Below are 15,217 nucleotides of genomic sequence, written 5' to 3'. Positions count from 1 at the left end.
ACAAATCTGATATAATAGGGAAAAAGTGACGGTTCTACATTGGAGGGATCCAATGATAAAAACTGAGAACAATGGGATTGTTTAAGGAGGCAGGCATGAAGCAATTTTATTCTGTGGAAGAATTGGCAAACGAACTGAATGTGACCACGCGAACGATTCGTAACTATTTGCGTGACGGTAGATTAAAAGGCAGCAAAGTCGGAGGACAGTGGCGTTTTTCAATGGCAGAGGTTGCCAAATTGATGGGTAAAGAACATTCGGAGGATCAAAATGATTTAACTACTCGTTTCTTAGAAGAAGTGCATGTAACAAATCAAGCCGTGATCGTTCTAGATTTTCCATCGATGCCTTCAGAACAAATCGAAGCCTTTAAAGAGGCGGTGATCGAGTATTACAATCAAATGTATGTCGGAGGAAGCAATCGATTATTCAGTTATCAGCTGCTACCAAATAAGCTGATGCGTTTTTCTTTAAGTGGACCTAGTCCCTACGTTTTAGCCTTTAGTCGACAGATTTATCGAATCGCTGAGCGCTTTCAATGAAGAAGCAATGAGAGGATGTTATTGCTTCTTTTCTATTCAACTTGCCAATTGCCGGATCTTTCTGTAAAATAAATTCAGAAAATTCAGAAAAAACGAGGTGAGACCAGTGGCAGTGAAAGTAAAAGATATTTATAAGAGTATCAAAGAACATATGGAGCACATCGATCTCTTAGCTGGTGAGGGCGGGATGAGCAATCTAATCGATTGGTTTCACGTCGTTGAAGTTGCAGAGATCACAGATTTTCTAGAAGGTCGTGAGATGATCATTGTCACAGGCTTAGCATTGAAGGAAAATGGCGAGACCCTTTTTGATATTGTACAAAAATCTTTGCAAAAAGGTGCCTCGGCCATCATCGTCAATACCGGACGTCATATTTTGTCTGTCGATGCTGAAGTACTTGAATTTTGTAACGAGCATAGCTTCCCGCTATTTACGATTCCCTGGGAAATCTATATGACTAATATCGCAAAGATCATTGCACAGGAAGTGAATCATCATTTCAAACGTAAAAATGAACTGGTCTCTTCCTTTAAGAATGCGATCTTTTTCCCAGAAAAACAGGAATTTTATTCCGCAGATCTGGCCCGCTATGATTATCAGGCGGAATGGAAATATTGCATCAGCATCATTGAAGTAGAATATCTAGACAAAGAAGATGTTGTCCCCCCTGATGAATTACGGCGCATCAAAAAATATTTAGAGAACATGCTGGCGTATCTAGCACCTCAAGGCATTGTTTTTCGTTTGAATGATGCTTTGGTGATTTGCTTTGCGAATTGTCTAGAGGAAAGTATCACGATGATCATGACCCAACTGATTGATAATCTTCCACGTCCTTTCAAAAAAATGTACACCATGTACGCTGGAATTGGACGTAATACTTTAAGTGTCCGTTGTATTCACAAAACCTACCAGATCGCTAGGAAAGTCGTCCGGCTACAGAAAAAGCTGGAGAAGTCTTATGAGATCCTTTCTTATAAAGATCTGGGCGTGTCACAGCTACTTTTAGCGATGGATGATACAGAGATCATGAACGAGTTTTATACGAACAAATTGAAGCAGCTGGTCGATTACGATCAAATGAATCAAACGGATCATACGTCCTTTCTGGAAATCTATTTTGAAGAAGGCTGTCGCGTCCAAGAAACTGCCAAACGCTTGTACTTACATCGGAATTCGATCAATTACAAATTAAAAAAAATCGAAGAAATCCTGCATTGTGACCTGAGTGATTTCAACGTACGTGTAGAATTACTGGTTGCATTGAAAGTCCGCTTAGTATTGTAGAAAAAGAGCTCAAACTAAAAAGAATCTGATGAAATCTGTTGTTAAACATTGATTTCATCAGATTTTTTACTTTTTTTGTCGATGAACAGTGTGGGATCTTTTCCGCAGCTCTTCCGTTACGCAGAGCTGAATACTAGGATCACCGTGTTTGGATTTGTGCGTATGCACAAATTAATTTGTGTGGCGGAATATTGTTTGTGCGTAAGCTATTTGGTTAAATGAAAGCCATAAGAAAGAGGTGGTTCTAAAATGAAAATGATTCAAGCAATCATTCGAGTGGAAAAAACAGAAGATGTTTCAGAAGCGTTGTTGAAAGCTGGATTTCCTGCAATGACCAAGATCGATGTTTATGGTAGAGGGAAGCAAAAAGGTTTGCAAGTAGGAGACGTCTTTTACGATGAACTACCCAAGACGTTATTGGTGATCGTGACAGAAGACGAGAATACCGAAGCGGTTCTGGACATTATCCTGACGGTTGCCAAAACCAGTGAAGCAGGGAATTACGGAGACGGACGAGTTTTTGTGAGTGAAGTAGGGGAAGCCTACACGATCAGTACTAGAAAACCAGAATTGTAAGTGGAGGGATTCGATGATAGAGATTATTGCGATAGTCAGACCCAATAAAACCTCTGCAACAAAGCAAGCACTGATCAAGACTGGGTATCCCGGATATACTTGTATTCGAGCAGTTGGCCGTGGGAAAAAAACGGTAGAGGTGATTTTGGCTGACGGAAAAAAATTGAAAACAAAACTAGTAAGTAAACGACTGTTTTTGATCGTCGTAGAGGATGTAGCGAAAGAGGAAGTCGTCCAGGCGATCATTGATGCTAACTGGTCAGGAAATGAAGGGGATGGAAAAATCTTCGTGACCAAACTGACAGACAGTTACAATGTCCATTTAGAATAGAAAGTAGTGACTATATGAAAAAGAAAAAAAATATCAATCTGCTGATTTCAGCAGTAACGATCATTCTTATTTTTGTTCTCTGGTTTGTATCTACGAATCTTGATTGGGTCGATCGACGGTTGATTCCAACACCGCAGGCAACTTGGAATGCATTTATTCAAGTCTTATCGGATTATAAGGGACATTCATTGATGGAACACTTTGGAGCCAGCATGTATCGTTTGCTGTCAGCTTTTTTCTTGGCAGTCGTTACAGCGGTGCCGATCGGGTTGTTAAGTGGTTATTCTGACAAAGCGCGTGCGGTATTGACACCGATCATTGAGTTTTATCGTCCATTGCCACCACTAGCATACTATACGCTGTTGGTTCTAGCTTTAGGCATCGATGATGAATCAAAGATCGCTTTGCTTTATCTAGCGTGTTTTGCTCCAATCTATATCGCTTGTGTCTCTGGGGTAACCAAGGTCAAGGCGGATTTCATCCACAGTGCAGAAACTCTGGGTGCAAGTAAGACACAAATTTTCGGACATGTGATTTTTCCAGCGTGTCTGCCAGAAATGTTCATCGGTATTCGGACAGCGATCGGTGTTGCCTATACAACACTGGTTGCCTCAGAAATGGTTGCCGCTTCTAGCGGGATCGGTTGGATGGTTCTGGATGCGAAAAACTGGTTTAGAAATGATGTCATTTTTGTTGGGATCATCGTAATGGGGATCACAGGGATCCTGATTGATTTCCTATTGAAAGTCTTAGAAAGAAAACTGGTTCCATGGAGTGGTAAAGCCTAACATCTAACAATACGGGGGAATATAAAATGAAATTAAATAAAAAGTTAACGTTATTGGTTGCAAGTAGTTTAGCATTATTGGTTGGTTGTGGAAATTCTGGTGGCAGCACGGCTTCAAGTGAATCGGCTGAAAAAGTCATTATCGGGACATTGGTCATGCCCAACGATGAAGGAATTGCCAAGGCAGAGAATTATTTTGAAGAAGAGATGGGTGTGCCTGTGGAAATTCGCGTATTTGATGCCGGTAGGGATACAGTGACAGCCATGATGACTGGAGACATCGATTTTGGTTTGATGGGTTCGACCTCCGCCGCACTGGCTCTGGCCCAAGGGGTAGAAGCAGAATACATTTGGACACATGAGATTTTAGGAACAGTTGAATCATTGGTCGTCAAACCAGAGATCGAAACAGCACAAGATCTTGTTGGCAAAACGATCGCTACACCGTTCTCTTCTACTGCTCACTTTTCTATTTTGAAGTATTTGGAAATGAATGGAATTGCTGAAAGTGATGTCAACCTGCTAGACATGCAGACGGCAGAAATCTATACAGCTTGGGAAAGTGATCAGATCGATGCGGCCTACATCTGGGAACCAACCATGTCTGAGATGTCAGATACGAAGTTGCTAGTCAGTGGTGAAGATATGGCAGAAGCTGGTTACATGACAGCTAATGTTGAAATGGTCCGAACAGAATTTGCTGAAGCAAATCCGGAAATCGTAGAAGGCTATATTCGTGCAGTCAATAAAGCAACTGTCCTTTTCCAGGATAACAAAGAAGAAGCTGTTCAAATCATTGCGGATGAATTAGGTTTCTCAACAGAAGAAGCTGAGTTCCAAATGACAGGATCAATCTGGTTGAATGCAGAGGAGCAAATCGCGCCAGAATACATGGGAACGACTGGTAATATCGGTGAGCTTTCTCAAAACTTGTATGATCTAGCCACTTTCTTGAAAGAACAAGGAAGTATCACAGAAGTTCCAGATATCTCTGTCTTTGAAGAAGCAATCAATCCATCGTATATCGAAAACGTGAAATAAATAGAAGAAAGCAAGGTGTGAGGATGAGTAACTATTTAAGAGAAGAAGAGGTCGTTGTTTCAATCAAGGATGCCAGTCTTGTCTATCAAGGCGATAAGGCTGAAGTGGTTGCCTTGCAAAATGTCAATCTCGATATTCAAAAAGGGGAATTCATTTGTGTACTAGGGCCCAGCGGCTGTGGGAAAAGTACCTTGCTGAATATTATCGCTGGCTTTCACCAGCCGACAAGCGGGGTAGCCATGATCGATGGCAAACCGATCACAAAACCAGACTGGGACAGAGGTGTTGTTTTCCAAACGCCGACCCTTTATCCTTGGTTGAATATCTATGACAATGTGGCTTTTGGACCTAAAATGCGTAAGCAAAGGAAAGCCAAGGTCAAGGAAGAAGTAGAAAAATATTTGGAACTAGTCCATTTGGATAAATTTCATACGAATAAACCGTATGAGCTTTCAGGAGGGATGCGCCAGCGCGCGTCTCTCGCAAGGGTCCTGATCAATGAACCACGTATGATTTTGATGGATGAGCCTTTTGGTGCCTTAGACGCCTTGACTCGAATCAACATGCAAAAGCTGGTTCGGGACATTTGGAACGTGACGCAGAACACGATTTTCCTGATTACTCATGATGTAGATGAAGCATTGGCATTGGCTACACGCGTGATCGTTATGACCAGTCGTCCAGGGAAAATCGCTAAAGAGTTTCAAACGGAATTTACTTATGACATTGATGGAACCAATCAAGAAAGTGTCACTTATTCACCTGAATATACGGAACTGCGGGAAGAGATCCTAAACATCATCAATACCCAACACTAAAATAGATGAGGAGAAACACTATGGGAAAATTAAGTGGAACAGAAATAAAAGAACTACATCGAGATTATATTTTACAGTCTTGGTCAGTCGCAGGAAAGGATGCGATCCCTGTTGCTAAAGCAGAAGGGATCTTCCTGTATGATTACGATGATAATAAATATGCGGATATGTCCAGTCAGCTAGTGTGTACCAATCTGGGACACGGCAACAAAGAGATCATTGAAGCATTAAAAGAGCAAGCAGACTGGATGCCTTTTATGGCACCTTCTTATGCTACAGATGCCAAAAGTCGTTTGGCTAAAAAACTAGTCGATCTGGCTGGACCATCTTTCCGCCGAGTGTTCTTTACCAATAGTGGTGCCGAGTCCAATGAAAATGCGATCAAGATGGCGCGGATGGTCACAGGTCGGACCAAGATCTTTTCTTGTTATCGTTCATATCATGGAGCGACACTAGGTGCCAGTAATGCCAGTGGAGATGCTCGTCGTTTTGCTGCAGAGCTGGGTGGGGCAAATGGTTTTGTGAAATTCATGAATCCACATATGTATCAAGATGGTTATACACGTGGAGTCGATGATGCCGAATGTACAGAAAAAGCCTTGAAGGCCTTAGAGCAGCAAATCCGTTATGAAGGACCAAATCAGATTGCGGCAGTCTTGATGGAAAGTATCGTCGGTGCCAATGGTGTAATCTTACCACCAGAGGGCTATATGGAAGGCATTCGTACCTTGTGTGACAAATATGGTATTTTATTGATCATGGATGAAGTCATGGCTGGTTTTTATCGGACAGGACCAACATTTGGCTGGCAGCATTTTGATCTTGTACCAGATATGATCACCTTTGCCAAAGGGGTAACGAACGCCTATGTTCCTCTAGGCGGTGTGATCGTCAACGAAACAATCTCTGAATATTTCGAAGAAAACGTGCTACAGTGTGGTTTGACATACAGTGGTCATACATTGGCCTGTGCTGTAGGGAATGCCTGTGTCGATTATTACGAAAAACATCAGATTGGTGCCCATGTTTTAGAAATGGAAGCAATCTTAAAAGGATTTATGGAAGAGATGGTTGAAAAACATCCTAGCGTTGGTGAAGCTCGCTGTATCGGATTGTTCTCTGCTTTTGAAATGGTCAAAGACAAAGAAACGAGAGAAACATTGACTACTTATAATGAACCAAACACGGCAATGCCTGCCATTTTAGGCAAACTGAAAGAAAAAGGCTTCTTGGCTTTTAGTCGTGACAACTATGTGAGTATTTGTCCACCATTGACAATCAGGAAAGAAGAATTGGAAGAATATCTACCAATCGTAGACGAAGTATTTACATGGGTAGATGAAACATTGATCTAGGAGGTGTCCAATGAATTTTGATTACGCACAGCCAGTAAAGATTCATTTTGGGAATGGTCGTTTACAAGAACTGCCCCAGTTGTTGGCAGATTTTACTGGAAAAGGCTTATTGATCTGTAGTAAACGCTTAGTCAAAAATGGCTTCACAGCAAAGTTGTTTGAAGAAAACAAACAGTTGGCTGCGACTTTTACTGAGATATCAGAAAATCCTGACGTGACCGAAGCACAGGAATGTGTCGAGTTGATCAGGGAAAAGCAAATCACTTTTATCGTTGCTTTGGGCGGCGGTAGTGTGATCGATCTTGCGAAAGTGTGCGGGACCCTTTGTTTTGCAGAAGAAGAGGTAGCTGCCTATCTGGGTTCCGGCTTAGCACTGCCTGAGCAGAGATTGCCATTGATCGCGATACCGACGACTTCAGGAACAGGAACTGAGGTCACTGCTGCTGCAGTATTGACAGACAGAGAGCTTGGGAAAAAATCACCGATCATCTCTGATAATTTTTATCCAGATATTGCCTTGGTCGATCCTGAATTGACCTTGACCGTGCCGCCGAGAGTGACAGCCAATACAGGAATGGATGCACTTTGTCAGGCAATCGAAGGTTATTGGTCTAAAGGACATCAACCGATCTGTGATGCACTGGCGATTCACGCCGCACGTTTGATTTTTGAAAATCTTTTAACGGTCTATCATGAGCCGGAAAATCTGACAGCCAGAGAAAATATGAGTGAGGCTGCATTGATCGCGGGATTGGCTTTTGCGATCCCTAAAACGACTTCTTCGCATGCCTGCAGTTATCCTTTGACGAATATTTATGGAATTCCTCATGGCGAAGCATGTACTTTGACGATCGATTATTTTGCTAAGGTCAATGCGAGTGATCGACTGTTGGCCTTTGCAAACAGAGTCGGATTTTCTTCCATTGATGAGATGTGTGAGAAGATCCATGCGATGAAAGTGGAAATGAACATGCGAACGGATCTAAAGGATTTTGATATTTCCCCTGGTCAGTTAGCAGATCTAGTTAGTCTGTCTCACCATCCGAATCTATTGAACAATCCAGTAGAGATCACGGATGAGATTCTTGAGGAAATGTATCAAAGTTTGATTTAAAGTCAAAGAAGCAGCGATCAGAATGTGAGGTTCTGATCGCTGCTTCTTTTCATTTTAAAGGACTTAGAATTTTCCGCCACGACCACCAAAGCTACCTCCGCCGCTGGAACGGGTGACTGAACCGCCACCACCGGATCTTCCGCCACCTCCGCCACTGTTATTGTTGCGGGGGATTCTGCGTGTAGTAACAAAGGAATTGGTCAGGCGATCTTCTTTTTGACTGATCTTTAAGGCTGACTTTTGAGTATAGGGATAACGATAGCCACCGGACCTCAGCTGGTAACGTGATTTGATCACGAAAAAGACGATCAGACTGATGATTGCCGCAGCAATCAGCGCTAAAGTGATCTCTAACGGGGTCAATACTTTGTAGTAGGTGATTTTCCCCGTGTCACGATCGATTCGATAATGCCCACTAGGGACGCCTTCCTCGACATATTCACTAGACAGAGTCAGAAAAGCACGAGCGCCACTGAAGTAATCACCACTGGAAAGACCATTGACAACGCGTTCTTCGATCTCATCCAAACGTCTCTCTGTCAGATAGTCGATCATATTTCCTGAAGTAGAGAAGAAATAGTCGCGATAGGTCATGTTGATCATCAAGACGGCACCATTGTTGTCGTTACCGATCTTATCTCTGAGAAAATCGTCCGTGAAGGTCTCTGCACTACTATAGTTTTCATTGTTTGTGTAGATAAAGACTTCACCTTTGATTTGTTCGTTCAATGTTGCTGCCAAGCTAGTCAGTTCTTGGATCTCTTCTTCAGTAAATAAATCAGCATCGTCAATGACACTTGGACCTGCTGCATAGGCGGGGACTGTAAAGGCCAAGAAGCCTAGCAGTAAAGTAAATGTATAAAAAAGTTTTTTCATATCAGATACCCCACGATCATAAAGAGGATCGCCAACGCGGCAAAAATACCAAAGGAGGTCAATCCAAGACGTTTGTAGCTGATTGGTAGCACACCACTGACTTTTCCAGTTTGTCCATTCATGGCATAGTAAAAGACTTTTTTCGATTGATCGTCACCGCGATAGGTCACCAGCCAAACGGGTAGAAGAACATAGCGATTGTTCTCTTCAGTGATCTGGAACTGCCGATTTCTACGAGAAAAGCTCGTATAGCCACTGACGGAGTTATTCAAAAGATTCTCTCCATAACGAGCTAGTTCATTTTGAATCTCTTTTTGGATCGTATGATATTCAATGTCACGCTTTTCTGCTTGAAAGCCAGCTAGATACTGATTTTTGAAGGGAACCGCTTTGTTCAGCGGGAAAGGCTGTACGCCTTCGACCATTTTTTGCTGAGTATTTTTAGACAGCGCATTTTTGATCAACTCATTGAAATTTAGTTTTCCTTTGCGCAGGACATCAAATTGCTTGGTCTCTGTGTATTCGATATCGCCGACCCGCCAAACACGGAGCGTCGTTCCCATACCTGAGATCTCCCCGTCTGCTTCAGCATCTACTGCCCAATAAGGAAAATAGACACCGGTTAATTTTTCGACCTGTGCTTTATTGAAAAATTCTCTTGGAACGAACCACTTTTTCTGTGCCCATTGTAGAAATTCTTCGGTTGCTTTTTCTTTTTTGATAGCAAAAGGTAGCACTTTATCTGGTAAAAATTTACCGCTTAATCGCCCAGAGAGCACCACTGGATTGTGACAGAAATAACAGTAGGTTGCTGCTGTGGTGGCATCTGTTACGATCTCTGCACCACAGCTTGGACAAATAAAGAGTGCCATTGCCTCCTCTTGATCATCGACCATCTCTTCAACGATCGTTTCTGTATCGTCTTGAGAGACCGGTTCGTTCTGTAAGCGGGCTTCTTTTTGACTGGCCTCAAAGGCACTGACTTCTTCTTCAGTGAAGACACTCATACAATACGGACAATGAAATTTTTGATCACTAGGCTCAAAAGAAAGGGGACCGTCACAATTAGGACACTTATGTGTAACAACTTCCATACCAACGCCTCCTTGTTCCTAATTAAAAGTTAAAACAATTTGACTGCTCAACGATCTAGTCTAACGGTACACCTTGAAAAGGTTTGCCACATTCCGGACAGAATTTAGGGACGCCATTGGACAGATCAACGACTTCGTTACACGAAGCGCATTTCATTTTGATCGTTGCAGACGCAGCTGTTGGTTTGGCCGTGCCACAGTTGCTACAGAATTTACCTGTATTTTCCGTGCCGCATTCTGAACAAGACCAAGTATCACTGCTGGCTTTTTGAGCAGCTTGCTGCTGCATTTGCTGTTGATTGGACTGAGAGGCTTGCCCCATAAAGTTTCCGCCCGCATTCATACCGACGCCCATCCCCATGAAACTTTGCGCTGCGCCACCAGGATTACTGCCGGCAGATTCCAGTCCCTTGGCGATCGAACCTTGGACATAGCCTTCACGAATACTAGGGTCTCCCAGCATCGCACCTTGATTCCGCATATTGATCAGTTTCACAGAATCATCGGTATAAGAAATGCTGGATACCGCTACGGATACGACTTCGATCCCGCGTAGTTCACGCCAGTTATCGTCCAAGACATCACTCATGTATTTACTTAGTTCCATACTCTTAGAGGGCACGTAAGAAATCCGTTCGCCATCAGCGGACATTTTATTGATCGTTGCCTGCAAAGCGGTCAGAAATTCCTGCAAGTATTGTTCGTTGATATCATTGATCTCTACTTGTGTTTTATTTTTAGGAATGGCATTGGTGTAAAACAAGATCGGATCCGACACTTGGATCGAATAGGTCCCGTGAGTGCGCAAGAACAATTCGGCATTATAAAAATTATCGAAATAGTTCAAGGGAGAAGAGGTTCCAAAGCGAATGCCTTTGATCTCTTGCAAATTGATATAGAAAACCTGTTGTTTCTGGGGAGTGACACCACCAAATTTAAAACGGTCAAAAGTTTCAGAAATAGCAGATTTCAATGAGCCATTGAACATGGATGGTGCGGAATTGTTTTGAACGGTGTAGTAGCCTTCTTCTGCGGTGTAGTCAATGATTTTTCCGCCGTCTACTAACAGCATCATCATATTCGGATAAACGTGAACGACAGAGCCGTCTGTGAGCACATCGTCGGTTCCTTTTCGGTTCGAACCGCGTTTGCTGTCTTTTCTAACTTTGACACCTTTTGTCATTACTGTTGAATCACTCATATTATCAGGTTCAATGATCTCTAGCCATTGGTCAGCTAGACCACCGCCGACTGTACTTGTTGCTGCTTTGATTAATCCCATGATGTTTCCTCCTTCAGTAAAATTTAAAATGTAAAAAACATCTACAGGTAAATTATACCATAAGACCTGGGTTTCCTTGTATCAGGCGGAAGGCGGAATTCTGCGCTTTTTTAAAAGTGAGGGTGATATTGTAAATAACAATTGATGAGAGAAGGACATCTGCTGCTTTTATTTAAAACCCCTGCACTGCGAGAAGCTCTTGCCTCAAGTCGGCCGTGGAATCGTCGTGAGCCTGTAGTCTCTCGACTTTCAAGCTTCAAAGTCTCAGTAACCAATGAAATTGGCAACTGAGACTAATTCACATTGAATTATGAGTACGGCGACAACGCAAGCTCTTCTCTTCGTTACGCTAAAGAGTGTTTTAAATCATGAGTCATTTTTACAAGAAATAAAATAGAAGTATTTGTATTGAGCGAAATGTAACAACAAGGCTGCGATATCATTGTGTTGAAGCTTGGCAAATGCCCGTCCTACTTACTAAGACATTAAGCTAGTAGAATGGTATGCGTCATTTTAATAGCTTAAAAGAAATAAACTTTGAAACTTCAGACTCAAGTTGATCTCGCAGTCTATCAAAGCAGACTTCCTTCTTGTAGTACAGAGTCGCTACATAAAAGTAACTGTGAATGGTAACGTTGATAGTGAAAAAGATTGTGAGAGTTTTGTAAGTTGGTAGTTTTTTTACCCAAAATTGCGTATAATAGTAGGTAGCGAATTTTGAAAAGAGGTGGCAAGTTTGGCCTATCAAGCACTCTATCGTGTGTGGCGTTCACAGCGTTTTGAAGATGTTGTTGGACAGCAGGCGATCACACAGACCTTAAAAAATGCAATCATCCAGAATCAGATTTCTCATGCCTATTTGTTTACTGGGCCAAGAGGAACAGGAAAAACCAGTGCGGCAAAAATTCTTGCCAAAGCGGTGAATTGCCCCCACAGTAAAGATGGCGAACCCTGTAATGAATGTGAGATGTGTCGCTCGATCACTGCTGGTAGTCAGGAAGATGTTATTGAGATCGATGCAGCAAGTAATAATGGTGTAGAGGAAATTCGTTTTATTCGTGAGCGTGCCAATTATGCTCCGACACAGGCAACCTATAAAGTATATATAATCGATGAGGTCCATATGCTTTCGACAGGAGCATTCAATGCACTTTTAAAAACATTGGAAGAACCGCGAAAGAATGTCATTTTTATTTTGGCAACGACCGAGCCTCATAAAATTCCGGCAACGATCATTTCGCGGACACAGCGCTTTGATTTCAAACGGATCCGGACCGAAGACATCATGGGGCATCTGAAGCATATTTTAGAAGAGAATCAGATCGACTTTGAAGAACCAGCATTACAGGTGATTGCCCGAGCAGCAGAAGGTGGGATGCGAGATGCCTTGAGTATCCTAGATCAAGCGATCTCCTTTAGTGATGGCAAAATCACGATGCAGGATGCAATGGAAGTCACCGGTAGCTTGACCTTCGAGATGATGGATCAATTTATTGAATACTGCCAGCAAAAAAATGTCACTGGTGCACTTGAGATGTTGGAGGAAATGCTGGCATCTGGGAAGGAATCACGAAGACTGATCGAAAATCTGTTAGTCTATTGTCGTGATCTATTGATTTATCAACAAGCACCCCAATTACTGAATGAAAAAACAGGTCATTTGACAGAAAGCTTTCAGCAATTAGCTCAACAAGTATCCCCACAGCAATTGTATCAGTGGATCACTGTGTTGAATGATACTCAAAATGAGATACGCTTCACCACCAACCCAACGATTTATTTGGAAGTAGCGACTGTTAAGTTAGCAAATGGCTCGTCAGCTCAACCGGCTATCGAGTCAACAGCAGTCAATGATCAGGAGGTTCTGCAGTTAAAAAATGAACTGCAAAGCTTACGACAGGAAGTCCAGCAGTTGAAGCAAAATGGTGTTGCAACAGCTTCTTCACAAGAGAACACGAGTGCACCAGCACCTAAGCGCAAGCAGCAGACGAGCAGCTATCGGGTACCGAAAGAGCGAGTCTTCAATGTATTGAAAGAAGCAACGAAACAGAATTTAGTCAATGTCAAAATGGTTTGGGAAGACTTGTTGATGAGCCTGTCAGCGACACAGAGGGCGATGCTGCGAGCGAGTGAGCCGAAAGCGGCCAGTCCTAAAGGCTTGGTGATCGCCTTTGATTATGAGATCATTTGTCAACGAGCTGCTAATGATGAAAATTTTGTTTTGGCTGTTCATAACAATTTGAGCCGAATGATCCCAGACTATGCACCAGATCCGATTTTTATCACCGTCGACAGTTGGCCCCAGCTACGTAAAGAATTTTTAGCAGGAGATCACCAAGTAGTCGAAAATGAAATCTTTGAAGACCAAGAGGATCCCTCTTTGGTTCCCGAAGAGCCAGCAAACGATGCTGTCGTCCAGAAAGCCCAAGAGCTTTTTGGTGAACTAACAACAATTGAAGAAAATTAATGAATGGAGAGATGACGAATGATGCGAGGCATGGGAAATATGCAAGGTATGATGAAACAAGTACAAAAAATGCAAAAGGAAATGTCCAAAGCGCAAGAAACACTAAATGCAACAGAATTTACAGGTGAATCCACCAACGGTTACGTAAAAGTGACCGCAACAGGTGACCGTAAAGTGAAAGACATCGTAATTGATCCAGCGATCATTGATGCGGAAGATCCAGAAATGCTTCAAGATCTTGTCTTGATGGCAGTTAACGATGTACTTGGCAGAGTAGAGAAAGAATCCGAAGCAACACTTGGTAAATATACAAAAGGAATCCCAGGATTCTAAAGAAGGGGTTTTGACCTGTGCAATATCCAGAACCAATTGCAAGACTGATCGCAAGCTACATGAACTTGCCGGGGATCGGTCAAAAAACAGCCACTCGTCTGGCATTCCATACCATCGATATGAAGGATGAGGTCGTTAATGAATTTGCCAAATCACTGTTGAGTGTCAAGCGTGATTTGACCTTTTGCAGTGTATGTGGAAATATCACAGAGGATGATCCTTGCGAGATCTGTTCAGACACGACCCGGGAGCGAGGAACGATCTTGGTGGTTGAAGAACCAAAAGATGTGATGGCCTTGGAAAAAATGCGAGAATATCACGGATTGTATCATGTACTGCATGGGGTACTTTCTCCAATGGAGGGCACCGGTCCGGAAGACATCAATATTGCTAGCTTGATCCAACGATTGCACGATGCAGAAGTCAAAGAGGTGATCCTTGCGACGAATGCAACGACCGAAGGAGAGGCAACTGCGATGTATCTGTCTCGGCTGATTAAGCCAGCAGGAATCAAAGTGACGAGACTGGCACATGGTTTGTCGGTCGGTAGTGATATTGAATATGCAGATGAAGTAACATTATTGAAAGCAGTAGAAGGGCGCAGAGAACTCTAGTACCCAGAAATAGAAACGATGGAGGAACCCCTAGTGAATGGATTATTCATAACAATTGAAGGACCAGATGGCGCAGGTAAGACCAGTGTCATCAATGAGCTGTATCCACGGTTACAGTTATATGCCAAAAAAGGCATCGTTAAAACAAGAGAACCTGGAGGCGTACGAATTTCTGAGAAGATTCGTCAAATCATTTTGGATCCGGGACATGGTGAGATGGACGAGCGCACGGAAGCATTGCTTTATGCTGCCGCTCGTCGCCAACATTTGGTCGAAGTGATCTTGCCTGTATTGAATGCTGGAAAAATCGTGATTTGTGACCGATTTGTTGATAGCTCGTTAGCTTATCAAGGAGCAGGTCGACGCATCGGTGTTGAAGAGATTGCTCGAATCAATGAGTTTGCAACAGAGGGAACGGCACCAGATTTTACTTTGTATTTAGATGTGGATTCGGACACTGGATTAAGAAGAATTCAACAAAATCGCCGTCATCAGGTTGACCGATTGGACTCAGAAGGGTTAGAATTTCATCAAAGGGTGCGTCATGCTTACCTAAAACTTGCAGAGGAAGATCCTGTTCGTATCCATCGCGTAGATGCGCGCATGGCACTGCAAGATGTTGTGGAAGCAAGTTATACTGCTATTGTGGAGGCTTACCCTCAGTACTTTTAAATCAATCAGCACTTTTAGAGAGGGAGA

16 protein-coding genes are annotated in these 15,217 nt (G+C 42.8%); 13 read left to right on the top strand and 3 right to left on the bottom strand.

The window, feature by feature from the left end:
- Positions 1–95 precede the first annotated feature (95 nt).
- The 9 genes from ACWODM_RS02930 to ACWODM_RS02890 all read left to right on the top strand — a co-directional run bounded on the left by ACWODM_RS02930 (position 96) and on the right by ACWODM_RS02890 (position 7,852).
- Positions 96–542, top strand: coding sequence for a helix-turn-helix domain-containing protein (locus tag ACWODM_RS02930; RefSeq protein ID WP_455319873.1), 447 nt, complete (start codon positions 96–98; stop codon positions 540–542).
- Between the two features lie 106 nt (positions 543–648).
- Positions 649–1,830, top strand: coding sequence for a PucR family transcriptional regulator (locus ACWODM_RS02925; RefSeq protein ID WP_455319872.1), 1,182 nt, complete (start codon positions 649–651; stop codon positions 1,828–1,830).
- A gap of 249 nt (positions 1,831–2,079) precedes the next feature.
- A complete protein-coding gene (locus ACWODM_RS02920; RefSeq protein WP_455319871.1) occupies positions 2,080–2,406 on the top strand; it encodes a P-II family nitrogen regulator in 327 nt (108 codons plus the stop codon).
- Positions 2,407–2,419: 13 nt separating this feature from the next.
- Positions 2,420–2,737 (top strand): P-II family nitrogen regulator, encoded by a 318-nt coding sequence (locus ACWODM_RS02915; protein ID WP_455319870.1) that lies wholly within the window; start codon positions 2,420–2,422, stop codon positions 2,735–2,737.
- Between the two features lie 14 nt (positions 2,738–2,751).
- Positions 2,752–3,525 (top strand): ABC transporter permease, encoded by a 774-nt coding sequence (locus ACWODM_RS02910; protein WP_455319869.1) that lies wholly within the window; start codon positions 2,752–2,754, stop codon positions 3,523–3,525.
- Positions 3,526–3,551: 26 nt separating this feature from the next.
- Positions 3,552–4,565, top strand: coding sequence for a taurine ABC transporter substrate-binding protein (locus ACWODM_RS02905; protein WP_455319868.1), 1,014 nt, complete (start codon positions 3,552–3,554; stop codon positions 4,563–4,565).
- Between the two features lie 23 nt (positions 4,566–4,588).
- Entirely contained in the window at positions 4,589–5,383 is a 795-nt protein-coding gene (locus ACWODM_RS02900; protein ID WP_455319867.1) for an ABC transporter ATP-binding protein, read from the top strand.
- A 20-nt stretch (positions 5,384–5,403) separates the two neighbouring features.
- Entirely contained in the window at positions 5,404–6,738 is a 1,335-nt protein-coding gene (locus ACWODM_RS02895; RefSeq protein ID WP_455319866.1) for an aminotransferase class III-fold pyridoxal phosphate-dependent enzyme, read from the top strand.
- 10 nt (positions 6,739–6,748) lie between these two features.
- Positions 6,749–7,852 (top strand): iron-containing alcohol dehydrogenase family protein, encoded by a 1,104-nt coding sequence (locus tag ACWODM_RS02890; RefSeq protein WP_455319865.1) that lies wholly within the window; start codon positions 6,749–6,751, stop codon positions 7,850–7,852.
- A gap of 63 nt (positions 7,853–7,915) precedes the next feature.
- Here ACWODM_RS02890 and ACWODM_RS02885 read toward each other — a convergent pair whose 3' ends face one another.
- The 3 genes from ACWODM_RS02885 to ACWODM_RS02875 are packed head-to-tail and all read right to left on the bottom strand — an operon-like array spanning position 7,916 to position 11,104.
- Entirely contained in the window at positions 7,916–8,728 is an 813-nt protein-coding gene (locus ACWODM_RS02885; RefSeq protein ID WP_455319864.1) for a TPM domain-containing protein, read from the bottom strand.
- Complete coding sequence (locus tag ACWODM_RS02880; RefSeq protein ID WP_455319863.1) at positions 8,725–9,822, bottom strand: TFIIB-type zinc ribbon-containing protein; 1,098 nt, start codon at positions 9,820–9,822, stop codon at positions 8,725–8,727. Before ACWODM_RS02880 ends, ACWODM_RS02885 begins: the two co-directional genes overlap by 4 nt.
- A gap of 55 nt (positions 9,823–9,877) precedes the next feature.
- The gene (locus ACWODM_RS02875) at positions 9,878–11,104 is read right to left on the bottom strand and encodes an SPFH domain-containing protein (RefSeq protein ID WP_455319862.1); all 1,227 of its coding nucleotides are present in this window, start codon (positions 11,102–11,104) and stop codon (positions 9,878–9,880) included.
- Positions 11,105–11,840: 736 nt separating this feature from the next.
- On the opposite strand from ACWODM_RS02875, the gene dnaX reads away from it, so the two are divergent.
- The 4 genes from dnaX to tmk are packed head-to-tail and all read left to right on the top strand — an operon-like array spanning position 11,841 to position 15,190.
- Positions 11,841–13,571, top strand: a complete 1,731-nt coding sequence (gene dnaX, locus ACWODM_RS02870) for a DNA polymerase III subunit gamma/tau (RefSeq protein ID WP_455319861.1) — start codon at positions 11,841–11,843, stop codon at positions 13,569–13,571.
- Positions 13,572–13,589: 18 nt separating this feature from the next.
- Positions 13,590–13,904 carry a YbaB/EbfC family nucleoid-associated protein gene (locus ACWODM_RS02865; protein ID WP_455319860.1) on the top strand — a complete coding sequence of 105 codons (315 nt, stop codon included), beginning with the start codon at positions 13,590–13,592 and terminating at the stop codon, positions 13,902–13,904.
- A 17-nt stretch (positions 13,905–13,921) separates the two neighbouring features.
- Entirely contained in the window at positions 13,922–14,518 is a 597-nt protein-coding gene (recR, locus tag ACWODM_RS02860) for a recombination mediator RecR (RefSeq protein WP_455319859.1), read from the top strand.
- Between the two features lie 33 nt (positions 14,519–14,551).
- A complete protein-coding gene (gene tmk / locus ACWODM_RS02855) occupies positions 14,552–15,190 on the top strand; it encodes a dTMP kinase (RefSeq protein ID WP_455319858.1) in 639 nt (212 codons plus the stop codon).
- The last annotated feature ends 27 nt before the right edge of the window (positions 15,191–15,217 follow it).

Source organism: Enterococcus olivae, assembly GCF_053760925.1.
Note: the sequence above shows the minus strand (reverse complement) of the source record. Positions and strands in the feature narration are given on the sequence as shown.